Origin of the sequence: Erwinia sp., from assembly GCF_049696395.1 — a bacterium.
Lineage (GTDB): Bacteria > Pseudomonadota > Gammaproteobacteria > Enterobacterales > Enterobacteriaceae > Erwinia.
This window is the reverse complement of record NZ_JBAVTT010000049.1, coordinates 45,714-67,602: the sequence shown is the minus strand read 5'-3', so window position 1 is coordinate 67,602 and position 21,889 is coordinate 45,714. Positions and strand designations below refer to the sequence as shown.

The window sequence follows — 21,889 nt, the reverse complement described above, 5'->3', positions numbered from 1 at the left end:
TGCTGGCATCACTGCTGGAGACTACGGCCAGTTCCATGCCTGCGGTACCGGCGATCAGTGGCGCATGGAAGGTCTTGCTGGCAAAGCCGTAACCGACCAGCCCTACACGAATTTTGTCGCTCATTTGGATTCCTCTTGTCACTTACCCTGCTGATTTAAGACTATCAGCAGGGTAAGGACAAGCGGGAATTACCTGAATTGTCCCGTTTCGCTTAACTATTGGCACTTCTGGGCAAATCCCAGCTTTCCTGAGCGACCAGCGCATCGTGCGCATCCAGTGAACGACGGCGGAAATCACTTGGACTGACGCCAACACGTTTACGGAACACGCGTGAAAAATAAAGCTGATCGTCGTAACCAACAATCCTACCAACGGTGGCAATCGGCTCCTGGGTGGTTTGCAGCAGCAGCTTGGCGCGAATGACTCGCTGATCCTCACGCCAGCGCAGCAGATTCACGCCCATTTGCTCGCGGAACAGGTGAGCCAGTCGCGAAGGCGACAGGCAAACATGGTTCGCCACTTCATCAATTTTCAGCTCCCCGGCCAGATTGCTGGTGACGAACTGACAGGCCTCAATGACCCGAGGATCGCGAATTTGCTGATGGCTGCGAGGATCTTCTTCAACAGCGCGCAGCAGCAGCAGCTCCAACAGGTTCATCGCCAGTTCTTCAGCAAAGCGTCGACCTGAGGTATGGGTCTGTTCAATGTTGGCAAACAGCCGTTCAAACTCACCGCGCAGACGCTCTGGTAACCTCAGCCTTCCCACGCCTTTCTTCTCATCCTGCCACACCAGCCAGTCGCTCCAGTAGGCGCGGGGTCTGAAATAAATCCAGCGGTGGTGCCAGCAGTCGCTTTCTGGCGATCGGCCATAATAATGCTGCGTCTTTGGCTGGAACAGCAGCAAATCACCGGGTTCACAGTCGAATGCGTCTTCGCCGTTAAATACCTGACCACGCCCTTTGGTGGTCAGGTTAATGATGAAGCCTTTCATGCCCAGCGGACGGTCAATAAAGAAATCCAGACCATCTCCGGCGTTGATTGGCGTCAGTCCGGCTACCAGCCAGGCATTGAACTGATAGCCAGGTAACAACGGGTTAGATTGCGCCACTGGCGCTAAGCGATGGTACATAACGCCTCCTGATCAGGCTGCTTTGGCTTTCTGTTTGTAGCGGTCGAAAATGACCGCCGCTAACAGTATCAAACCTCGCACGACATACTGTGAGAATGGCGAGATATTCAATAAATTCATCGCATTCTCAACGGTTCCAAGGATCAACACCCCGGCAACCACGTAGGAAATTTTGCCAATCCCGCCTTTCAACGACACGCCGCCCAACACGCAAGCGGAGATCACAATCAGCTCATACCCCAGTGACGTCATCGGCTGGCCGCTGGTCATACGTGAGGCCAGGATAATGCCTGCCGCCGCAGAAACCAGGCCAGAGAGGATAAAGATGATAATACGGGTGCGGACTACCGGGACACCAGCAAGACGAGCCGCTTCTTCATTACCGCCAATCGCCAGCGTGTTGCGGCCAAAGGTGGTTTTGTTCAGCAGGAAGCCGAAGATGATCATGGTGCCAATAGTCAGCCAGACCGGTGCAGGCACGCCAAACCAGTTGGTGTAGCCCAGTGCAAAGAAGCGCTCGTCTTCGATACCCACCGCCTGACCGTTTGAGAAAATGTAGGCCAGACCACGCACAATCTGCATCGTTGCCAGCGTGGTGATCAAGGCGTTGATTTTCAGTTTGGCGATGACAAAGCCGTTGATAAAGCCACAGGCTACGCCCAGCAGCAGACCAGCGAAGATGCCAATCCACAGGCTTTCAGTCATGTTGATCACCACGGCGGTAGTCACACCCGCACAGGCGATAACGGAAGCCACTGACAGGTCAAAATCGCCGGAGGCCAGACAGAACAACATGCCGCAAGCCACCATGCCAGACATCGACATCGCCAGCCCAAGGCCTTTCATATTGATCAGTGAACCGAAGTTCGGCACAAAAATAGTGCAGCCGATAAACAGCACGGCAAACACCACCAGCATGCCGAAATTATCCCAGATGCGGCCCAGATTGACGCGCTGTGTTGGCTTAGGTGGCGTCGCGGAAGACGTGGTGTGAGATGACATAACAGTACTCCTTCTAATCAGGCCACAGCTGCGGCGCGTTGAGTCGTTTTCGGCATAGCAAGACCCAGGGTCAGCGCTTCGGTGGCCTGCGTATGGCTCAGCTCACCGGCGATTTCGCCCTCTCTCATTACCAGGATTCGATCCGCCAGCCCCATCACTTCAGGCAGGTCGCTGGAGGCAAACAGCACAGCAATGCCCTTTTCGGCCAGCGCATAGATCAGGGTGTAGATTTCATTTTTGGCGCCGACATCAATGCCGCGCGTTGGCTCATCCAGCAGGATCACTTTCATCTCTTCGGAGAGCCAGCGGCCCAGAATGGCCTTCTGCTGGTTGCCGCCGGAGAGGTTCATGATCAGCTGATCGGCTGAAGGCGTTTTGATGTTGAGCGATTTAATGTGCAAGGCTGCATTTTTGCTTTCCCACTGGTTGTCGATCAGACAGCCTGCGGTCAGATTATTGCGCCTTGCGCTGATATTGATGTTGTCGCGCACGGAGTGGACAGGAATAATGCCATCTGCCTTGCGATCTTCAGGACAAAGCAGGATCCCGGCACGAATAGCGTGAGCAGGTTCCTTGATCACAATCACTTCGCCATCCAGACGCAGTTCGCCTCCGGTTAACTTCGTGGCACCAAACAGGCCTTTCATCAGCTCGCTGCGACCGGCACCGACCAGGCCAAACAGCCCAACGATTTCTCCGGCATGCACTTTTAACGAGATCGGCTGGCGAACGCCTTTAGCCTGCACCTGATCCAACTGCAAGCGAACGGCTCCGGTTTCTCTTGGCGAGTAACCGTAAATGTCGCCGATTTCACGACCGACCATCGCCTGCACCAGTTCGTCATGTGAGGTATTCGGCACATCATCGAAGGTGCGCACATAGCGCCCATCTTTGAAGACGGTAATGGCATCGCTCAGCGCAAAGATCTCCTCCATACGGTGCGAAACGTAAAGCACCACGCGGCCCTGCTGGCGTAACTGGCGGATAACACGGAACAGGTGTTCAATTTCACGGGCGGAAAGCGAACTGGTTGGCTCGTCAAAGGCAATAACCTTGGCGTTACGCGCCAGCGCCTTAGCGATTTCCACCATCTGCCACTGACCCAGCGACAGAGATTTCAACGGGGTATCCGGGTCGATATCCATCCCCAGGTTTTTCAGCTGTTCTCCCGCCTCATAACGCAGCAGTTTGCGGTTAACAAAGCCCGCGCGCTGCGGCAACTGACCGAGGTAGATATTTTCCGCTACCGACATTTCCGGTACCAGATGCAGCTCCTGATAAATAATGGCTACCCCCGCATCCAGCGCGTCGGTGGTGTGGGTAAAGCTGACCGGCTGCCCCTTCAGACGGATTTCACCGCTGGATGGCTGGTAGCTGCCGCTGAGAATTTTCAACAGCGTGGATTTGCCCGCGCCGTTTTCACCCATCAGCGCGTGGATTTGCCCTGCGCCACATTCAAAACTGATGTCCTGCAACGCCTTCACGCCTGGAAAGGTTTTTCCGATGCCGTGGAAGCTCAGATATGCGGGTTGCGTACTCATGTTATCTCCTGCCCGGTTACCGTACATCGCAGGGGAACAGCGCCATCAGCACTGTTCCCCACGGTTTTTTTACATCAGGCCTTTTTTCGCCAGTTCTGTTTTGAAGTTGTCACGGGTGATCAGCACCACGTCAGTCACTTCAGTAAACTTCGGTGGTTCAGCACCTTTGTTCACCCAGTTGTAAAGCATCTGGATGCTCTTATACCCATGCACGTCCGGGCTTGGCAGCAGCGAGCCGTAGAAGCCGGTGGCCTGGCCTTTCGACAGTTCGTTAACCGCATCCACACCGTTGATGCCGATGCCGATCACGTCTGGCGCTTTGAAGCCCTGACCTTCAGTTGCACGCACGCCACCCAGCACGGTGTTATCGTTCATGCCGAGGATCAGCCAGTGTTTCACGCCTGGATGTTGCACCAGCAGGGAGTTACCGGCATCGAACGCGCCAGGGATATCGTTAGATTTGGTAGGGACTTTGAAGATTTGATTCGCCGGGAAGCCAGCCGCTTTTAACGCCTCCATCGAGCCGCCAGTACGACGACGCGCAGTATCCAGCTCATCTGCGGTAATCGCCATCACGCCGGTGTCTTTCACATCCCAGCCGCGTTTTTGCATCTCTTTATAGAGTTCCTGCCCCTGACGTTCGCCGATTTTGGTGGCGGCCATCATCACCAGTGGCACGGTGTCCATAGGTTTGCCTTTGGCGGTGACGAACTGGTCATCAACGGCGATGACTTTCAGATCGTAACTGCGGGCTTTGGCCACAATCGCAGAACCCAGTTTCGGATCTGGCGTACAGATAACGAAACCTTTGGCTCCGCTCGCCGCCAGGCTGTCGATGGCATTCAGGGTTTTTTCACCATCCGGTACGGCAATTTTAATCACTTCAAAGCCCATCTCTTTCCCGGCTTTGTCAGCAAATTTCCACTCGGTCTGGAACCAGGGTTCTTCCGGCTGTTTGACCAGGAAACCGAGTTTCATGGTCTCCGCCATAGCTGATTGTGACATAACAGCTGCAAGGCCAATGGCAGCAAGCGCGTAGGGTACTTTGTGCATGAGGCTCTCCGGCTCAGTTCCCGCTTTTCGGCGGTGTGATGTAAACGGTATCATTCGGAATGCTGCCCACTTAAGGGCTTAAAACAGCAAGTTTTTCGGTCAGGACAGCGTAACCTGTGCCGATGAGCGCTAGTTTTAACGGGAACTTAACAGAGAAAGGGAGAGCGGTATCACAAGCTGGAATTACAGTTATTTCGTCCATACATTCAGCTAAATTAACCTCAATGTAACATTTGAGCTTCATCACAGAATTCAGCAAGATGACAGAAAAGTGCATATTTGCAGCGTCCTTAACCTAACGGCAAACCGCGCCACTTCTTAGGGTAGTCAGACAGGTTTATACATACCGTCTGGAGAGAAGAACATGCAGTTGGGAGCCATAACAATAGGTCTGGATTTTGGCAGTGATTCGGTTCGCGCTTTGGCTGTGGATTGCGCCAGCGGACAGGAATTGCATTCACAGGTAGTGGCTTACTCTCGCTGGCAAGCCGGGCTTTATTGTCAAAGCCGCATTAACCAGTTCCGCCATCATCCTCAGGACTACATCGACGCCTTTGAACAGGCTATTCGTGACGTTGTCACCAAATTATCCCCTGAGCAGCGGCTGAAGGTGGTTGGCATCGGCGTGGATTCAACCGGTTCAACCCCTGCCCCAATCGATCGCCACGGAAATGTGCTGGCGCTGCTGCCTGAGTTTGCTGAAAACCCCAACGCGATGTTCGTGTTGTGGAAAGATCACACCGCTATAAAGGAAGCCGAAGAGATTACCGCCCTGTGTCACAGCGGGAAGTTCGAGGACTATTCGCGCTTTATCGGTGGCATTTACTCTTCTGAATGGTTCTGGGCGAAGATCCTGCATGTCAGCCGCGAAGATCAGGCCGTACGTGAAGCTGCCGTGTCGTGGATTGAGCTGTGTGACTGGGTGCCCGCCTTATTAAGCGGCACCACGGCTCCGCAGGATATTCGCCGGGGTCGCTGTGCCGCAGGCCATAAATCATTATGGCATCCGGAATGGCAAGGTTTGCCGACCAGTGAGTTCCTCCAGGCACTGGATCCCCTGTTGACCCGCCACCTTGATACTCCGCTATTCAGCGAGACCTGGACCGCAGATCTGCCCGTTGGCAAGATCACCGCCGAATGGGCCGAACGGCTGGGCCTGCCGGAAACCGTCACCTTATCGGGTGGCGCCTTTGACTGCCACATGGGCGCAGTTGGCGCGGGCGCACGCCCTTATACGCTGGTGAAAGTGATCGGCACTTCAACCTGCGACATTCTGATAGCCGACCAGCAGCGCGTGGGCAATCGAGCCATTAAAGGCATTTGTGGTCAGGTGGATGGCAGCGTAGTGCCGGAGATGATTGGCCTGGAAGCCGGACAGTCAGCCTTTGGTGATATGTATGCCTGGTTCAGCCGTCTGCTTAGCTGGCCACTGGATCAGGCTGCTAAAAACAGCCCTGAGTTGGAGCCAGGCCTGACCGCTATCCGTAAAAACCTGCTGAACGATCTGACCAAAGCCTGGGCAGCCGATCCGCAGCTTGAGCATCTGCCGGTGGTGCTGGACTGGTTTAACGGCCGCCGCACACCGTTTGCTAACCAACGTCTGCAAGGTGTGATCACCGACCTCAATCTGGGAACCGATGCCCCTGCTCTGTTCGGTGGTTTTATCGCGGCTACTGCCTTCGGCGCGCGCGCCATTATGGAGTGTTTCGAGCAGCAGGACATCCCGGTAGAAAGCATTCTGACGCTGGGTGGCATTGCCCGCAAATCCCCGGCGATCATGCAGGTGTGTTGCGATGTGATGAACCGTCCGCTGGATATCGTCGCCTCAGACGAGTGTTGTGCGCTTGGCGCAGCGATTTTTGCCGCTGTAGCCGCAGGCGTCTACCCGGACGTCCCTTCCGCGCAACAGAATATGGCCAGCCCGATTGCCACAACTTTGCAGCCTGACGCCAGCCGCGTCGATCGCTATCAACAGCTTTATCAACGTTACCTTCAGTGGTGTGAAGTGGCCGAACCGCAGTTTGCCGCTCAACCGTCCAAAATTTAAGGAGAATGAAAAATGACTCAGCCTAATGCGCTTAACGTCTGGTTTGTAATTGGTACTCAGCATCTATACGGCGCGGAAACTTTGCGTCAGGTGGAACAGCATGGTCAGCAGGTCGTGGACGGATTGAATCGTGACGGTCGTCTGCCCTTTACTCTGGTGTTGAAGCCGCTGGTAAAAAGCCCGGACGAAGCGCTGGCCCTGTGCCGTCAGGCTAATCATGCCGATGACTGTCTGGGCATCGTGACCTGGCTGCATACTTTCTCGCCAGCCAAGATGTGGATTGGTGGCTTAACCATCCTGAATAAGCCGCTGCTGCAATTCCATACCCAGTTCAATGCCGAGATCCCGTGGGACAGCATGGATATGGACTTTATGAACCTGAACCAGACCGCGCACGGCGGCCGCGAGTTCGGCTTCATTGGCGCACGTATGCGTTTGCAGCACAGCGTGATTACCGGTCACTGGCAGGATAAAGTTGCACAAGATCGTCTGGGCCAGTGGATGCGTGCCGCCGCAGCGAAACAAGCCAGCCAGAATTTGAAAGTCGCGCGTTTTGGCGACAACATGCGTGAAGTAGCGGTTACTGAAGGCGACAAAGTGGCTGCGCAGATCCAGTTTGGTTATTCGGTGAATGGCTGGGGCGTGGGCGATCTGGTTGAGGTGATCAACGGCGTCAGCGATGGCGATATTAATGCACTGGTTGATGAATACGAGAGTCTGTATGACTTTACCGCAGCAGCAGCGGTGAACGGTGAGAAGCGCCAGAACGTGCTGGATGCGGCGAAAATTGAACTGGGCATTAAGGGCTTTTTACAGAATGAGGGCTGCATGGCCTTCACCACCAACTTCCAGACGTTACATGGCATGACGCAGTTGCCAGGTCTGGCTGTGCAGCGTCTGATGCAGCAGGGTTATGGATTTGCTGGCGAAGGTGACTGGAAAACCGCCGCGCTGCTGCACGTCTTTAAAGTGATGGCGACCGGTTTGCCGGGCGGAACCTCCTTTATGGAGGATTACACCTATCACTTCTCACCAGGCAACGATCTGGTGTTGGGTTCCCATATGCTGGAAGTCTGCCCGTCAATCGCCAAAGAGAGCCGTCCATTAATTGACGTGCAGTATTTGGGCATAGGCGGGAAGGCCGATCCAGCGCGTATGATCTTCTCTTCGCCAGCTGGTCGCGCGGTAAACGCCAGCGTGGTTGATATGGGCGATCGTTTCCGTCTGTTGGTGAACGTGGTGGATGCGATCGAGCAACCAAAACCGTTGCCGAAGCTGCCGGTAGCGCGTGCGCTGTGGCATGCCCAGCCGTCACTGGCAACAGCATCAGAAGCGTGGATACTTGGCGGCGGCGCGCACCACACGGTGTTCAGTCAGGCACTGACCGTTGAAGACATGCGTCAGTACGGTGAGATGCACGGCATCGAAGTGCTAGTCATCGACGACGAGACCACTCTGCACGGCTTTAAAGATGCGCTGCGCTGGAACGAAGCTTATTACCGTTTGAACCAACGCTACTAGTATTCACTTTAAGATCCGAGATGAGCCTTCCTGAGATCAGGAGGGCTTTTTTTATGGCTGAAGGTCAAGGCCGATGACGGCGGCGGTGGAAAAGCTTCGGCATAGAGCGCGTTGCGTAGAATGCAACGTCAACACCGGCTGCGGTGGTAAGGCGTCGGCATAGAGCGCGTTGCTAAGGCTGAAACGTCAAGGACGGCTGCGGTGGTAAGGCGTCAGCATAGAGCGCGTTATCCGAGACGCTCGTAGGGGACAATGTAGCTCCACCCAAAGTCGTAACAACCGTGAAAGCCTGGATGCAGCATCCCTGCTGCATACACTCGGCTAACGCGCTCTATGCCGCCACCCAATAACTTCATCGTTGATGGTGAGCTAGTGGATACACAGGTCAACACCCATTCTTCGATTCACCACCCAGCAGGCTAATATCGTTTTGCCTGCCAGATATCCGCGCTCATCTTCTAATAGTGAACAGAGTTTGGTGGACGCAAAGATCAAAACACATTCTTAGGCTCACAACTCAGTTTGCCAATAGTGTTTTGCCTGCCAGATGTCCGCACTAATCTTCTGTTAATGAACAGAGTTTGGTTGCCTGGAGTGAGTCGAAGGGTTTATTGATTTGACTGGGTTGGTTGGTTGGTTGGTTGGTTGGTTGGTTTGACTGGTTTGATTGGTTTGATTGGTTTGATTGGTTTGATTGGTTTGATTTTGAAGTGTGTTGCCCCATTTGAACAGGCAACATTGAAACTGACGGGAAGGGAGAGAAGGTTGATAAGCAAAGTATCTGCGACATGGACGTCGCAGCTTAGCCTCCAGGGAGGATTCACGGCGTCTTTGTGTTCAACCTTCTCTCCCTGACCTGCCACCAGATCATCCAGACAACTTGCAGGGTCACAGCTCCAAACACGCCCTGACCTGCCACCAGACCATTCAGACAACTTACGATCCAGCAGCAGCAAGCTCTCCCTGACCCGCCACCAGACCATTCCGACGATTTACCCTGCCTCAGCTACAAGCGTAAAAAAACGTGCTCTTATTGAGCACGTCGAGTGTGAATCTAATGATGATAATCGTGCCTCTATCCCGCCAGTCGTTTCACCGGAGCGTTCTGCTGACGGTCCCACATCACTGTCAGCAGGCGTTGTAGCGCGATAAAGGCGAACAACAGAATACCGATGGCGATTTTGGTCCACCACGAACTGAGCGTGCCGTCAAAGTTGATCCAGGTCTGGATCAGCCCCTGAATCAGCACACCGAATAACGTTCCGAGCACGGTTCCCACGCCGCCTGACAGCAGCGTGCCGCCAATCACCACTGAGGCGATGGCATCCAGCTCCACGCCCATGCCTGCCAGCGCGTAGCCTGATGAGGTATAGATGGAAAACACGATGCCAGCCAGCGTGGCAAGGGCTGAAGAGAGCATGTAGATGCGTATGGTGGTGCTGCGCGTGGAAATCCCCATCAGCTGGGCAGAGGTAACGTTGCCGCCAATAGCATAGACCTGATTACCAAAGCGGCTGCGGTGTGCCAGGATAATACCGAACAGCACTACAGCCAGCATTATCACCGCCAGCAGACTTAATCGCCCTCCTCCTGGGATCTTCCAGGCCATGCTGGAGAGCGTGGTATAGAGCGGATGATCGATCGGTAATGAGCTTTCAGAGACCAGAAAACTGCTGCCGCGCAGGAAGAACATGCCGGCAAGCGTAATGATAAATGCCGGGATCTTCAACGCGTCAATCAGCCAGCCCATAAAGGCGCCAAAGGCTGAACCCATCACCATCACCAGCGCAAAAGCCAGCCACGGATCCAGATGGAAATCCCCAATCGCTCTGGCCAGGAACACACCGGTAAAGGCAATCACCGCACCTACTGACAGATCTATCCCGCCGGACAGGATAACGAAGGTCATGCCGACCGCAATAATTCCAAGGAAAGCATTATCCGTCAGGATATTGGCGATCACCCGCGTTGAGGCAAAGCCCGGAAACTGACTGAGGCAGAACAGATACCCTGCTACAAATACCAGCAGCGTAATCATCAGGGGAAGATGACGTTTAAGCACCTTTGCGTCCTCGCTTGAACAGTTGAATAAACCGTGGCGACTGAATCAACAGTACCGCCATCACCACCACTGCTTTGACTACCTGATTCAGTTCAGGCGGGAAGCCCGACAACAGAATACCGGTGTTCATCGCCTGAATGATCAGTGCGCCAATCAGCGACAGCAGCAGGTTGTACCGCCCGCCCATCAAAGATGCCCCACCGATGACCACGGCCAGGATCGCATCCAGCTCCAGCCATAAACCGGCGTTATTGGCATCCGCACCGCGAATGTCGGCGGCGACAATCAATCCCGCCACAGCGGCGCAAAGCCCGCTGATAACGTAAGTGGTCATCACAATTAGCCAGCCATTCACTCCCGCATTGCGTGCGGCACGCAGGTTGATGCCTACCGCTTCAATAAACATTCCTAACGCCGTTTTACGGGTCAACACCCAGACCAACAGCGCCATTGCCAGCGTGATCCACACCGGTACTGGCAGCGTCAGCAGCGTGCCACTGCCAAACCGTGCCAGTGACTCGCTGTCGAAGGTGACGATTTGTCCCTGAGTGATCAACTGAGCGATCCCCCGCCCGGCAACCATCAGGATTAGCGTGGCGACAAACGGCTGGATCTTCAGTAATGCCACCAGCACACCATTCCATAACCCGCACAGGATACCGGTTCCCAGTGTCGCCAGAACGATTACGGGCAAACTGTGCCCCGAGACGGTCAGCGTGGCTGCGGTCGCACCGGCTATTGCCATCACGGCACCCACGGACAAGTCTATTCCGCCGGTGGCGATTACCAGCGTCATACCAATCGCCAGCAGTGCTACCGGCGCTGCACGGTTGAGGATATCGATAGGGCTACCAAACAGCCGTCCATCCTGGATGTGAATGGCGAAGAAGTTATTGGCCACCAGGCTGTCGATAATCAGCACCAGCACCAGCGCCGCGATTTGCGGCATCCCTGCTGGTAATTTGCGTTTGAACATGCGCGTTTTCCCCGGCACCAGATGTGACTCAAGCATGTTGTGTCCCCCCAGCAGCTATAGCATTAACAATGGAGGCAACGGAAAGTTGTTCCAGGGGGATTTCCGCCACCTGCTGGCGATCCCTCAGGATCACAACCCGATCCGCATAACCCACCAACTCTTCAAGTTCAGAGGAGATCACCAACAATGCCAGGCCATCAGCACATAAGGACTCAATCAGACGAATGATTTCTGCGTGCGCTCCAACGTCGATACCGCGCGTAGGCTCATCCAGGATCAGGAACTGCGGCTTGGTCACCAGCCAGCGTGAGAGCAGGACTTTTTGCTGATTACCGCCGGACAACAGCTCGACTGGCTGCTCGGCATTGGGCGTGCGAATCCCCATCGCTTTAATAAAACGATCGGCTATTTGCTGCTGCTCACGCCGCTTAATCGGCCGCAGCCAGCCGCGCTGAGCCTGCAAGGCCAGAATGATGTTTTCTCGGACCGAAGCCGCACCCACTATGCCGTCGGTTTTACGATCCTCCGGGCAAAATCCCATCCCAAGGTGCGATGCCTGAGCGGGCGTGCGAATAGTCCGTTTTTTACCTCTGATAAAGGCAGTGCCGCTGTCGGCACGTCGGATACCAAATAACAGTTCAGCGGTTTCTGTCCTGCCGGATCCCAGTAATCCAGCCAGACCCACGGCTTCGCCAGGGCGGACGCTGAGGCTGAAGGGTTCAATCGTCCCTTTCTTGCCGTAATCTTTAAATTCAACCACCGGCTGATTACTTTTCAGCGTGCTGCCTGCGCGTTGCAACGCGGTCTCCAGCAGTTCACGCCCCAGCATCAGCTTGATCAGTTCGATTTGCGGCAGCTCTTTGGTTTCACGCGTGGCAACAAACTGACCGTTACGGAGGACGGTGATGCGGTCGCTGACTTTGTACACCTGATCGAGGAAGTGGGTGACAAAGATCAGGCCCATGCCCTTAGCCTTCAGCTGGTTCATCAGCGTAAAAAGCATCTCAACTTCGCTGGCATCCAGACTGGCGGTGGGCTCATCAAGGATCAGAATTTTGGCCGAGAGATCGACCGCGCGGCAGATAGCAATGATCTGCTGCATCGCCACCGAGTACTGGCCCAGCGGGCGGGTCACATCCAGTTCAAAACCGTAGCTGTGAAGTAACTCCTGGGCTTTACGCACCAGGGTTTTGCGGTCAATCAGACCAAAACGGCGCGGTTCACGGCCGATAAACAAATTGTCCGCCACCGACATATTAGGCAGCAGGTTCACTTCCTGATACACCGTACCAATGCCGATGCTCTGCGCTTCAGCAGTGCTTTGCGGATTGATGGTGTGCCCCTCCAGCATGACGCTGCCGCTGTCGCGTTTATATACGCCAGTCAGCACTTTGATGATGGTGGATTTGCCTGCGCCATTTTCCCCCAACAGCGCCATAATTTCGCCCGGCCGGACGTCAAAGGAAACATTATCCAGCGCTTTAACGCCGGGAAAGGCTTTGCTGACGCCGCTAATACTTAACAGCGGCGTCATTGAGGTGTTCTGGGAGTTCATACGACTTCGCCTCAACCATGAAAAAAGCCGCCTGAGGGCCAGGCGGCGCGGTGGTTAGTAACCCATGCCTTTTTTCTTGTCTAACTGAGACTGCGCATCGGCAGGCAGGTAAAGCTTCGATTCGGTTTTGATAATTTTTGGCGGCATGGTGCCGTCTTTCTTAAATTTCTCCAGCGCATCAAACGCCGGGCCAGCCATGTTTGGCGTCAGTTCTACGTTGGCATTCGCCTCACCAGCCAGCATCGCTTTATAGATATCTGGAACACCGTCGATTGAGCCGGTCAGGATATCTTTGCCTGGCTTGAGCCCGGCTTCTTTGATCGCCTGAATTGCACCGATAGCCATATCATCATTGTGGGCATAAACCATGCAGATGTTTTTGCCGTTGTTCTCTGCCTTGATAAAGCTCTCCATCACCTCTTTACCCTTACTGCGAGTAAAGTCACCGGACTGAGATCGAAGGATCTTGATGCCAGGCGCGCTGGAAATGGCTTCAGCAAAGCCTTTTTTACGGTCGATGGCTACGCTGGCGCCTACGGTGCCCTGCAGTTCAACGACATTACAAGGTTTGCCCGCCTGCTGTTTTACCAGCCAGTCGCCAATTAATTTGCCTTCATAAACGTTATCCGCGGTAACCACAGCCATATACAGCGACTTGTCTTTCACCACGATGGCACGGTCTAACAGGAACACCGGGATCTTGGCGTCTTTCGCTTCTTCAAGCACCGGTTCCCAGCCTGTCTGCACTACCGGAGCGATAAAAATCGCATCCACGCCCTGCGCGATGAACGAACGCACAGCCTTGATTTGGTTCTCTTGTTTCTGCTGACCATCAGCTATTTTCAGCGTGATCCCGCGCTTCTGGGCCTCGCTTTTCGCCACGCTGGTTTCTGCCGCACGCCAGCCTGATTCGGAGCCAACCTGCGAGAAACCGACCGTCATGGATTCAGCCAGTGCGGCGCCGGTCAGGCTTGCACTGATGAGGGTGGTTAAAAGTAAACGCTTCCACATGATCATTTTTCCTCTGATGGGATTTGGTTGTGTAGGGTCAAACGCCACTAAATCCTGGACTATCCTGAATTAAACATTTACGACAATGCTCACAAAACACAACAATTAAAAGAGGTTACGCGATCTGGCTGGCTGCCGCGCCGGGTGGGCGATATGGATGAAACGCGTGGAACGTTTTCTCAGCATGTTAAATAACTGTAATAAACATAAGCGCTTATCATTTGGCTCAATGGAAGCGATTACAGCACCGCGTCAGGTTCTGTCACGCTTTGTGCTTCTTTTATTGGCCCAGGGAATTAACAATTTTGTGACTTGCGACACATCTGGACAAGACCAGCGCCGGGAAAGCGGCTGGAAGAGTGAACGAATGGCCTTAAAAATGCGCACAATTCCTGGGCTATAGTCTTAATTTACAGTCAGTTACTCCTTTGTCCTCTGGACAGAAACCCTTCCAGCCATATACTTGACCCTCCTGATCCCTACCCACAACGGCCATCATGTCAGTAGAAAATTATCTGTTGAAGTTTCGTAAAGTGAGCTCGCTTGAAACGCTGGAGAAGCTGTTCGACCATCTGAATTATTCGCTTACGGATAATACGGAGATTTCGAATATGTATCGCGCTGCCGATCATCGCCGCGCAGAGCTCACTTCCGGCGGGCGTTTGTTTGATTTGGGCCGCGTGCCAAAATCCGTCTGGCGCTATGTGATTTAAATTTTCCATTCAATAATTAACTGGCCTTCCGTATACTCCTTTGTCCTTATCGTGCGTGACTCGTTTGGACAGCAAACGGTCTTTTTTACCCGTTCTCAAAGGATGTAAGAGTGGCTACAGCATCATCCCCACGCATTGCCGGACTGCTTCTGGTGCCGCTCGCCTGGTTAATTATGACCATGCTGACCAGTGCCATTGTGATCGCAATGTATTTAAGTGCGTTATTAACGCCAGAATTACGCAGCGCCCTGTTTAATAACACCCATGAATTTACGCTGCAGTGGGGCCTTTCACTGGCGATATCACTGGTGGTCTGGGCCTACAGCATTTGGGTGACATGGATTTTTTGCAAACGCTCTCGTCGTCTGCCCCGTCACTATATTATCTGGCTACTGATTACCGTCCTGCTGGCGATTAAAACCTTTGCGTTTTCACCGGTAAGCGATGCCGCTGCGATCAGAACATTGCTGATCGCGCTGCTGGCTGCAGCCATCCTGGTGCCTTACTTCAAGCGCTCCCAGCGGGTGAAAACCACCTTTATCGAGCCGTAAGCTGAAAAAACCAGCAAAATTTTAATCCTCCGTGCGTTTAGGGAATATCCTTACAGCTGGTATGTTGTCGTAAAGCCGCCAATGTTCGATAATAGGCGGCTTTCTTTTTCTCAGGCCTAAACATGACCGATTACCTGCTTCTTTTTGTTGGCACAGTGCTGGTGAACAACTTCGTTCTGGTGAAGTTTCTCGGCCTCTGTCCCTTTATGGGCGTTTCCAAAAAACTGGAAACGGCAATTGGCATGGGACTCGCCACCACATTCGTTATCACCCTGGCCTCGATCTGCGCCTGGCTGGTAAACCACCTTATTCTGCTGCCGCTGGATCTCGTTTATTTGCGCACCATGGCTTATATCCTGGTGATCGCGGTAGTGGTGCAGTTCACCGAAATGGTGGTGCGTAAAACCAGCCCTGATCTCTATCGCCTGCTGGGGATCTTCCTGCCGCTGATCACCACTAACTGTGCGGTGCTGGGCGTGCCTTTGCTGAGCGTTAACCTGAATCACACTTTCCTGCAGGCTGCGCTGTTTGGCTTTAGCGGCGCGCTGGGTTTCTCGCTGGTGATGGTGCTGTTTGCCGGCATCCGCGAACGTCTGGTGCTGGCTGAAGTCCCTGCCCCGTTTAAAGGATCTTCCATTGCGCTGGTCACCGCGGGCCTGATGGCTCTGGCCTTTATGGGCTTCACCGGACTGGTAAAATTCTGATGACTGCGGTATGGATTGCTATTGCTGTTTTGAGCGTGCTGGGGCTCATTTTTGGTGGCCTGTTGGGCTACGCCTCACGCCGGTTTGAAGTAGAAGAAGACCCGATTGTTGAGCAGATTGATGCGATTTTGCCGCAGAGCCAGTGTGGTCAGTGCGGCTATCCCGGCTGCCGCCCCTATGCTGATGCGGTGGGCAACAACGGTGAGATGATCAACAAGTGTGCGCCCGGTGGCGAGCAGACCATGCTTAAACTGGCGGCATTACTGAACGTGGATCCGCAACCGCTGGGTGACGAAGCCGCGCTGGAGCCAGAGCGCAAAGTCGCCTGGATCGACGAAGAAAATTGCATCGGCTGCACCAAGTGCATTCAGGCCTGCCCGGTTGACGCTATCGTCGGCGCTACCCGCGCCATGCATACCGTGCTGAGCGACGTCTGCACCGGCTGTGACCTCTGTGTCGCTCCCTGTCCAACTGACTGTATTGAGATGCGCCCGGTTGCGCCAACTCCTGCCAACTGGAAGTGGGATTTGCAAACTATCCCGGTCAAAGTCATTTCTGTGGAACGTCATGCGTAATCTGTTCAATTTCTTTAAAAAAGAGCCAGTCTGGGATTTCGAAGGGGGGATTCATCCTCCTGAAATGAAAACCCAGTCTAACGGCACGCCTTTACGCCAGCTTCCTCTGCCAGCGCAATTTATTATCCCGATTAAGCAGCACATCGGCCACGAAGGTGAGCTGCTGGTGAGCCCTGGCGACAAAGTGCTGCGCGGCCAACCCCTGACTTTTGGTCGTGGCCGCATGTTGCCGGTCCATGCTCCCACTTCCGGCACCATTGAAGAGATTGGGCCGCATATGACGGCGCACCCTTCTGCGCTGGCAGAAATGTGTATTTACCTCACGCCAGACGGGGAAGACCGCTGGTGTGACCTTCAGCCTGTTGCTGATTACCGTCAGGCCGATCGCAGTGACATTGTGAACCTGATCCATCAGGCTGGCGTTGCCGGTCTGGGTGGCGCTGGCTTCCCTACCGCCACCAAGCTTAAAGGCGGGCTGCGCGGGGTCACTACGCTGATTATTAACGCGGCAGAATGCGAACCTTACATTACCGCTGACGATCGTCTGATGCAGGACTGCGCAGACGAAGTGATTGAAGGCAGCCGGATCCTGGCGTGGGTACTGCAATCCGATCGCGTGTTGATTGGCATTGAAGATAACAAGCCAGAAGCCATTAAGGCGCTGAAAAAAGCGCTGGGCGAGGCGAAGGATATTCAGATCCGCGTTGTGCCAACCAAATACCCTTCGGGCGGTGCAAAGCAGCTCACCAAAATTCTGACCGGTCTTGAAGTACCGCATGGCGGGCGCTCAACAGACATTGGCGTGTTGATGCAGAACGTCGGTACAGCCTATGCAGTGAAACGAGCAATCGTCAATGGCGAACCGCTGACCGAACGAGTGGTGACGCTGACCGGTGAATCGGTCGGTAAACCGGGTAACGTTTGGGGCCGCCTTGGCACGCCGATCAGCCATTTGCTGCACAATGCCGACTTTACTCCGGCGTCCGGCCAGATGGTGGTGATGGGCGGCCCGTTAATGGGCTTTACTTTGCCAACTTTAAACGTGCCGGTAGTGAAGATCACCAACTGCATCCTGGCCCCAGCCGCCAGCGAGATGGGCAATAACGAAGAAGAGAAATCCTGTATTCGTTGCAGCGCCTGTGCTGATGCCTGCCCGGCGGCCTTGCTGCCACAGCAGCTTTACTGGTACAGCCGTGGGAAAGACCATGATAAAGCGCGCGAGCACAACATTGCTGACTGCATTGAATGCGGTGCCTGTGCTTACGTCTGCCCGAGTAATATTCCGCTGGTGCAATATTACCGCCAGGAGAAGGCCGAGATCCGCGCCATCGATCTTGAAGCGGAACGTACTGCTCAGGCTAAAGCCCGTTTTGAAGCGCGTCAGGAACGTCTCGAGCGCGAGAAACAGGCACGTGAAGCTCGTCATCAGCAGGCTAAGCGCCCTGCCAATGCCAGCGATGCGGGTAACGTTGAGGCCGCATTAGCTCGCGTAAAAGCGAAAAAAGAGGCTGAAGCACAGCAAGCCACCGAGACAGAGGATCCTGCTCAGACTGCGCAGCGCACGGCTCGCCATGCCCAGGCGATGGCGCATGGCGCTGAACGTCAGTCAGAAACCGAACCAGCAACGCGCCAGGTTGGCGATCCTCGTAAAGCGGCAGTTGAAGCCGCCATTGCCCGCGCTAAAGCCAAAAAGGCGGCTCAGGTTGAGCCCGAGGCTACAGATTCTGACGTGGCTGTAGATCCCCGGAAAGCCGCGGTGGAAGCTGCAGTGGCACGTGCCAAAGCCAGAAAAGCCGAACTGGCTGCTGAGAAAGCGGCTGATGCGAAGCCGGATGCTGAAGCTGCACCTGAGCAAACCGAAGCGCCAGTCGATCCGCGTAAAGCAGCGATTGAAGCCGCGATTGCTCGCGCTAAGGCGAAGAAAGCCGCTCAGGCCGCAGAGCAAACTGGCGAGTCTGAGCCGGTGAAACAGGAAGTTGAACAAGTCGACGCGCCAGTCGATCCGCGTAAAGCGGCTATTGAGGCTGCGATAGCCCGTGCTAAAGCGAAGAAAGCCGCTCAGGCCGCTGAGCAAGCTGGCGAGCCTGAGCCGGTGAAACAGGAAGTTGAACAAGTCGACGCGCCTGTCGATCCGCGTAAAGCAGCTATTGAAGCCGCGATAGCCCGTGCTAAAGCGAAGAAAGCCGCTCAGGCCGCTGAGCAAGCTGGCGAGCCTGAGCCGGTCAGGCAGGAAGCAGAAGCTGTACCAGATCCCTTAACTGGCACTCATTCCGCAGGGCCGTCCGATCCGTCTGACGATCCCCGCAAAGCGGCAGTGGCGGCGGCCATCGCACGCGTTAAAGCGCGCAAAGCGCAGCAATCTACGCAAGAGGATTAAATGGCTTTTCGTATCGCTAGTTCGCCCTACACTCACAACCGCCGCAGCACCAGTACCATTATGCTGCTGGTGTTGGTTGCAGCCCTTCCCGGTATTGCGGCCCAGCTGTACTTCTTTGGCTGGGGTAACCTGATCCAGGTGCTGATTGCTGCTGTTGCTGGCATCGCCGCTGAAGCCGCCATCCTCAAGCTGCGTAAGATGCCGCTGTCTAAAACGCTGGGCGACAACTCCGCCCTGCTTACTGCGCTGCTGTTGGGGATAAGTATTCCGCCGTTAGCGCCCTGGTGGATCATTGTTATTGGTACGGTCTTCGCCGTGGTGATTGCCAAGCAGCTGTATGGCGGATTAGGGCAGAATCCCTTTAACCCGGCGATGGTCGGTTATGTGGTGCTGCTGATTTCCTTCCCGGTGCAGATGACCAGCTGGTTGCCGCCGGATACGCTGCAGACGATCACGCCGAGCTTCAGCGACACGCTGAGCATGATTTTCCACGGTCACACGCTGGCTGGCCATACTATGCAGCAGTTGCAGATTGGCGTGGATGGCATCAGTCAGGCCACGCCGCTGGATACCTTCAAAACCGGTCTGCGTGCGGGTCACAGTGCTGAGCAATTGCTCGCCCAGCCGATCTATAGCGGTGTGATTGCCGGTCTGGGCTGGCAGTGGGTCAATATCGGCTATCTGGCCGGTGGCCTGTTCCTGCTGTTTACTAACAGCATTCGCTGGCACATTCCGGTCAGCTTCCTGCTGTCACTGGCCGTATTTTCAGCGATTGGCTGGTTCTTCTCACCGGAAAGCCTGGTCTCGCCGATGGTGCATCTGTTCTCTGGTGCCACCATGCTGGGCGCCTTCTTTATCGCCACAGACCCGGTCACCGCCTCCACTACCAATAAAGGCCGCCTGCTGTACGGCGTGCTGATTGGTCTGCTGGTGTGGCTAATTCGCAGCTACGGTGGGTATCCGGATGGCGTGGCCTTTGCCGTGCTACTGGCAAACATCACCGTGCCGTTAATTGATTACTATACGCAGCCGCGCGTTTACGGCCACCGGAAGGAAAAGTAATGCTGGATGCTATTCGTAAAAACGGCGTCACGCTGGCCTTGTTCGCCGCAGTGACCACCGGCGTGACTGCGGTAGTTAACACGGTGACCAAACCAACGATAGATCATCAGACCGAACTGCAACAGAAAATCCTGCTGGATCAGGTGGTTCCAACCGATCTGTACAATAACACCATTCAGCAGGAATGTTACATTGTCACCGATCCCGCGTTAGGCAGTGGTCCTCATAACCTTTATCTGGCGCGGAAAGATGACAAGCCAGTGGCCGCAGCGGTTGAGACAACGGCGCCGGACGGCTATTCTGGAGCCATTAAGATGATTGTTGGCGCAGACTTCACCGGCAAAGTGCTGGGTGTGCGCGTGGTAGAACACCACGAGACACCAGGTCTGGGCGATAAAATCGATCTGCGCATTTCAAACTGGATCAACAGTTTCAACGGTGTACAGCTGAAAGGCAAAGACGACACCCAGTTTGCGGTGAAGAAAGACGGTGGCAACTTCGATCAGTTCACCGGGGCGACCATTACGCCGAGGGCCGTGGTGAATGCCTCTAAACGCGCCACACTTTATATTGAATCGGTGCCAGACAAGCTCGCTTCCCTGTCACCTTGTGGAGAGTCCAATGAGTGAAGCAAAAACGCTGATAGTCGGCGGCCTGTGGAAAAATAACTCCGCGCTGGTTCAGCTGCTGGGCCTTTGTCCTCTTCTGGCGGTGACCTCAACAGCCACCAATGCGCTCGGTTTGGGTCTGGCAACAACATTTGTTCTGACCTGCACCAACACGGCTATCTCGGCATCACGGCGCTGGGTGCCTTCTGAAATCCGTATTCCTATTTACGTGATGATCATTGCGGCGGTGGTGAGCTGCGTACAGCTGCTGATGAATGCTTACGCCTATGGGCTTTATCAGTCATTAGGGATCTTTATCCCGCTGATCGTCACCAACTGCATCGTGGTGGGTCGTGCTGAGGCCGTTGCCTCAAAAAGCAGCGTCCCGCTTGCTGCGCTGGATGGATTTTCCATTGGCATAGGAGCTACCAGCGTGATGCTGGTGTTAGGTTCCCTGCGTGAGATTATCGGCAATGGCACCCTTTTTAATGGCGCAGATCAGCTGTTAGGGCCGTGGGCGAAAGTCCTGCGCATTCAGGTGGTTCACTTTGACTCACCCATGCTGCTGGCCATGCTGCCACCGGGCGCGTTTATCGGTCTGGGAATGTTGCTGGCGGCCAAATACGTTATCGACAATAAACTGAAGGCCCGAGCGGCGCTGAAAGCGGCTCAGGAAGCGGAAACCCTGCCAGAAGGAAAAGCGAGTGCGCTGTGAATAAGGATAAGCGTCAGCTCATTTTGAGCCGGTTACGGGATAACGACCCGCATCCCACCACGGAACTGGTGTTCACTTCCCCTTTTGAACTGTTGATTGCCGTGCTGCTATCGGCGCAGGCGACAGATGTCAGCGTCAATAAAGCCACCGCGAAACTCTACCCGGTTGCCAACACGCCAGAAGCCATTCTGGCGTTAGGCGTCGAGGGGGTGAAAGAGTACATCAAGACCATCGGCCTGTTTAACACCAAAGCTGAGAACGTGATCAAAACCTGCCGCATTCTGCATGAGCAGCATCAGGGCGTTGTGCCGGAAGACCGGGCAGCCTTAGAAGCCTTGCCAGGCGTGGGTCGCAAAACCGCTAACGTGGTGCTCAATACAGCCTTTGGCTGGCCGACGATTGCGGTGGATACGCATATTTTCCGCGTGTGTAACCGCACCAACTTTGCACCAGGCAAGAACGTTGAGCTGGTCGAAGAGAAGCTGCTGAAAGTGGTGCCAAAAGAGTTCAAAGTTGACTGCCATCACTGGTTTATCCTGCATGGCCGCTACACCTGCGTGGCGCGTAAACCCCGTTGCGGATCTTGTTTGATTGAAGATCTCTGCGAGTTTAGCGATAAAACGGAAGTGTGAATAACCCGCTGGCTGTTTTACAAAACGGGCGGGATAAAAAAAGGGCGGAATTTG

General features: G+C 54.6%; 20 protein-coding genes and 1 pseudogene. 11 read left to right on the top strand and 10 right to left on the bottom strand.

The window, feature by feature from the left end; translation table 11 throughout:
- From WCC56_RS07105 to WCC56_RS07085, 5 genes and pseudogenes are all read right to left on the bottom strand, one after another.
- Window positions 1-124 (bottom strand): annotated as a pseudogene (locus WCC56_RS07105) (oxidoreductase); the annotation flags it as partial.
- A gap of 88 nt (window positions 125-212) precedes the next feature.
- Window positions 213-1,130, bottom strand: a complete 918-nt coding sequence (gene araC, locus WCC56_RS07100) for an arabinose operon transcriptional regulator AraC (protein WP_424691704.1) — start codon at window positions 1,128-1,130, stop codon at window positions 213-215.
- A gap of 12 nt (window positions 1,131-1,142) precedes the next feature.
- The gene (gene araH, locus WCC56_RS07095; RefSeq protein WP_424691703.1) at window positions 1,143-2,132 is read right to left on the bottom strand and encodes an L-arabinose ABC transporter permease AraH; all 990 of its coding nucleotides are present in this window, start codon (window positions 2,130-2,132) and stop codon (window positions 1,143-1,145) included.
- 17 nt (window positions 2,133-2,149) lie between these two features.
- Window positions 2,150-3,673, bottom strand: coding sequence for an L-arabinose ABC transporter ATP-binding protein AraG (araG, locus tag WCC56_RS07090; protein ID WP_424691702.1), 1,524 nt, complete (start codon window positions 3,671-3,673; stop codon window positions 2,150-2,152).
- A gap of 69 nt (window positions 3,674-3,742) precedes the next feature.
- Complete coding sequence (locus WCC56_RS07085) at window positions 3,743-4,726, bottom strand: arabinose ABC transporter substrate-binding protein (RefSeq protein ID WP_424691701.1); 984 nt, start codon at window positions 4,724-4,726, stop codon at window positions 3,743-3,745.
- Window positions 4,727-5,090: 364 nt separating this feature from the next.
- On the opposite strand from WCC56_RS07085, the gene WCC56_RS07080 reads away from it, so the two are divergent.
- Together WCC56_RS07080 and araA are read left to right on the top strand one after the other, a co-directional pair.
- Window positions 5,091-6,773, top strand: a complete 1,683-nt coding sequence (locus WCC56_RS07080; protein WP_424691700.1) for a ribulokinase — start codon at window positions 5,091-5,093, stop codon at window positions 6,771-6,773.
- Window positions 6,774-6,785: 12 nt separating this feature from the next.
- Window positions 6,786-8,294, top strand: coding sequence for an L-arabinose isomerase (araA, locus tag WCC56_RS07075; protein WP_424691699.1), 1,509 nt, complete (start codon window positions 6,786-6,788; stop codon window positions 8,292-8,294).
- A gap of 608 nt (window positions 8,295-8,902) precedes the next feature.
- Here araA and WCC56_RS07070 read toward each other — a convergent pair.
- From WCC56_RS07070 to ytfQ, 5 genes are all read right to left on the bottom strand, one after another.
- Window positions 8,903-9,250, bottom strand: a complete 348-nt coding sequence (locus tag WCC56_RS07070; RefSeq protein WP_424691698.1) for a hypothetical protein — start codon at window positions 9,248-9,250, stop codon at window positions 8,903-8,905.
- A gap of 119 nt (window positions 9,251-9,369) precedes the next feature.
- On the bottom strand, window positions 9,370-10,356 hold the full coding sequence (gene yjfF / locus WCC56_RS07065) for a galactofuranose ABC transporter, permease protein YjfF (RefSeq protein WP_424691697.1): 987 nt from the start codon (window positions 10,354-10,356) through the stop codon (window positions 9,370-9,372).
- Window positions 10,349-11,368 (bottom strand): galactofuranose ABC transporter, ATP-binding protein YtfT, encoded by a 1,020-nt coding sequence (ytfT, locus tag WCC56_RS07060; protein WP_424691696.1) that lies wholly within the window; start codon window positions 11,366-11,368, stop codon window positions 10,349-10,351. Before ytfT ends, yjfF begins: the two co-directional genes overlap by 8 nt.
- The gene (gene ytfR, locus WCC56_RS07055; RefSeq protein ID WP_424691695.1) at window positions 11,361-12,887 is read right to left on the bottom strand and encodes a galactofuranose ABC transporter, ATP-binding protein YtfR; all 1,527 of its coding nucleotides are present in this window, start codon (window positions 12,885-12,887) and stop codon (window positions 11,361-11,363) included. Before ytfR ends, ytfT begins: the two co-directional genes overlap by 8 nt.
- A 54-nt stretch (window positions 12,888-12,941) precedes the next feature.
- Complete coding sequence (gene ytfQ, locus WCC56_RS07050; protein ID WP_424691694.1) at window positions 12,942-13,898, bottom strand: galactofuranose ABC transporter, galactofuranose-binding protein YtfQ; 957 nt, start codon at window positions 13,896-13,898, stop codon at window positions 12,942-12,944.
- Window positions 13,899-14,395: 497 nt separating this feature from the next.
- Between ytfQ and ydgT the strand changes: the two genes are divergently transcribed.
- The 9 genes from ydgT to nth all read left to right on the top strand — a co-directional run bounded on the left by ydgT (window position 14,396) and on the right by nth (window position 21,835).
- Window positions 14,396-14,611 carry a transcription modulator YdgT gene (gene ydgT, locus WCC56_RS07045; protein ID WP_424691693.1) on the top strand — a complete coding sequence of 72 codons (216 nt, stop codon included), beginning with the start codon at window positions 14,396-14,398 and terminating at the stop codon, window positions 14,609-14,611.
- A 110-nt stretch (window positions 14,612-14,721) separates the two neighbouring features.
- A complete protein-coding gene (locus WCC56_RS07040) occupies window positions 14,722-15,162 on the top strand; it encodes a DUF2569 domain-containing protein (RefSeq protein ID WP_424691692.1) in 441 nt (146 codons plus the stop codon).
- 122 nt (window positions 15,163-15,284) lie between these two features.
- Complete coding sequence (gene rsxA / locus WCC56_RS07035) at window positions 15,285-15,866, top strand: electron transport complex subunit RsxA (protein WP_424691691.1); 582 nt, start codon at window positions 15,285-15,287, stop codon at window positions 15,864-15,866.
- A complete protein-coding gene (gene rsxB / locus WCC56_RS07030; RefSeq protein WP_424691690.1) occupies window positions 15,866-16,441 on the top strand; it encodes an electron transport complex subunit RsxB in 576 nt (191 codons plus the stop codon). The genes rsxA and rsxB overlap by 1 nt, the downstream gene beginning before the upstream one ends.
- Entirely contained in the window at window positions 16,434-18,818 is a 2,385-nt protein-coding gene (rsxC, locus tag WCC56_RS07025; RefSeq protein ID WP_424691689.1) for an electron transport complex subunit RsxC, read from the top strand. The genes rsxB and rsxC overlap by 8 nt, the downstream gene beginning before the upstream one ends.
- Complete coding sequence (rsxD, locus tag WCC56_RS07020) at window positions 18,819-19,880, top strand: electron transport complex subunit RsxD (protein WP_424691688.1); 1,062 nt, start codon at window positions 18,819-18,821, stop codon at window positions 19,878-19,880.
- Complete coding sequence (gene rsxG / locus WCC56_RS07015; RefSeq protein WP_424691687.1) at window positions 19,880-20,509, top strand: electron transport complex subunit RsxG; 630 nt, start codon at window positions 19,880-19,882, stop codon at window positions 20,507-20,509. The genes rsxD and rsxG overlap by 1 nt, the downstream gene beginning before the upstream one ends.
- Entirely contained in the window at window positions 20,502-21,203 is a 702-nt protein-coding gene (locus tag WCC56_RS07010; protein ID WP_424691686.1) for an electron transport complex subunit E, read from the top strand. Before rsxG ends, WCC56_RS07010 begins: the two co-directional genes overlap by 8 nt.
- Window positions 21,200-21,835: an endonuclease III gene (gene nth / locus WCC56_RS07005; protein WP_424691685.1), complete on the top strand. Its 636-nt coding sequence runs from the start codon at window positions 21,200-21,202 to the stop codon at window positions 21,833-21,835. Before WCC56_RS07010 ends, nth begins: the two co-directional genes overlap by 4 nt.
- The last annotated feature ends 54 nt before the right edge of the window (window positions 21,836-21,889 follow it).

What these genes read in the sequence shown, in the direction of transcription:
- araC (WP_424691704.1), bottom strand. Translation starts at nt 1,130, where the DNA reads ATGTACCATCGCTTAGCGCCAGTGGCGCAATCTAACCCGTTGTTACCT.
- araH (WP_424691703.1), bottom strand. Translation starts at nt 2,132, where the DNA reads ATGTCATCTCACACCACGTCTTCCGCGACGCCACCTAAGCCAACACAG.
- araG (WP_424691702.1), bottom strand. Translation starts at nt 3,673, where the DNA reads ATGAGTACGCAACCCGCATATCTGAGCTTCCACGGCATCGGAAAAACC.
- WCC56_RS07085 (WP_424691701.1), bottom strand. Translation starts at nt 4,726, where the DNA reads ATGCACAAAGTACCCTACGCGCTTGCTGCCATTGGCCTTGCAGCTGTT.
- WCC56_RS07080 (WP_424691700.1), top strand. Translation starts at nt 5,091, where the DNA reads ATGCAGTTGGGAGCCATAACAATAGGTCTGGATTTTGGCAGTGATTCG.
- araA (WP_424691699.1), top strand. Translation starts at nt 6,786, where the DNA reads ATGACTCAGCCTAATGCGCTTAACGTCTGGTTTGTAATTGGTACTCAG.
- ytfT (WP_424691696.1), bottom strand. Translation starts at nt 11,368, where the DNA reads ATGCTTGAGTCACATCTGGTGCCGGGGAAAACGCGCATGTTCAAACGC.
- ytfR (WP_424691695.1), bottom strand. Translation starts at nt 12,887, where the DNA reads ATGAACTCCCAGAACACCTCAATGACGCCGCTGTTAAGTATTAGCGGC.
- ytfQ (WP_424691694.1), bottom strand. Translation starts at nt 13,898, where the DNA reads ATGTGGAAGCGTTTACTTTTAACCACCCTCATCAGTGCAAGCCTGACC.
- ydgT (WP_424691693.1), top strand. Translation starts at nt 14,396, where the DNA reads ATGTCAGTAGAAAATTATCTGTTGAAGTTTCGTAAAGTGAGCTCGCTT.
- rsxA (WP_424691691.1), top strand. Translation starts at nt 15,285, where the DNA reads ATGACCGATTACCTGCTTCTTTTTGTTGGCACAGTGCTGGTGAACAAC.
- rsxB (WP_424691690.1), top strand. Translation starts at nt 15,866, where the DNA reads ATGACTGCGGTATGGATTGCTATTGCTGTTTTGAGCGTGCTGGGGCTC.
- rsxC (WP_424691689.1), top strand. Translation starts at nt 16,434, where the DNA reads ATGCGTAATCTGTTCAATTTCTTTAAAAAAGAGCCAGTCTGGGATTTC.
- rsxD (WP_424691688.1), top strand. Translation starts at nt 18,819, where the DNA reads ATGGCTTTTCGTATCGCTAGTTCGCCCTACACTCACAACCGCCGCAGC.
- rsxG (WP_424691687.1), top strand. Translation starts at nt 19,880, where the DNA reads ATGCTGGATGCTATTCGTAAAAACGGCGTCACGCTGGCCTTGTTCGCC.
- WCC56_RS07010 (WP_424691686.1), top strand. Translation starts at nt 20,502, where the DNA reads ATGAGTGAAGCAAAAACGCTGATAGTCGGCGGCCTGTGGAAAAATAAC.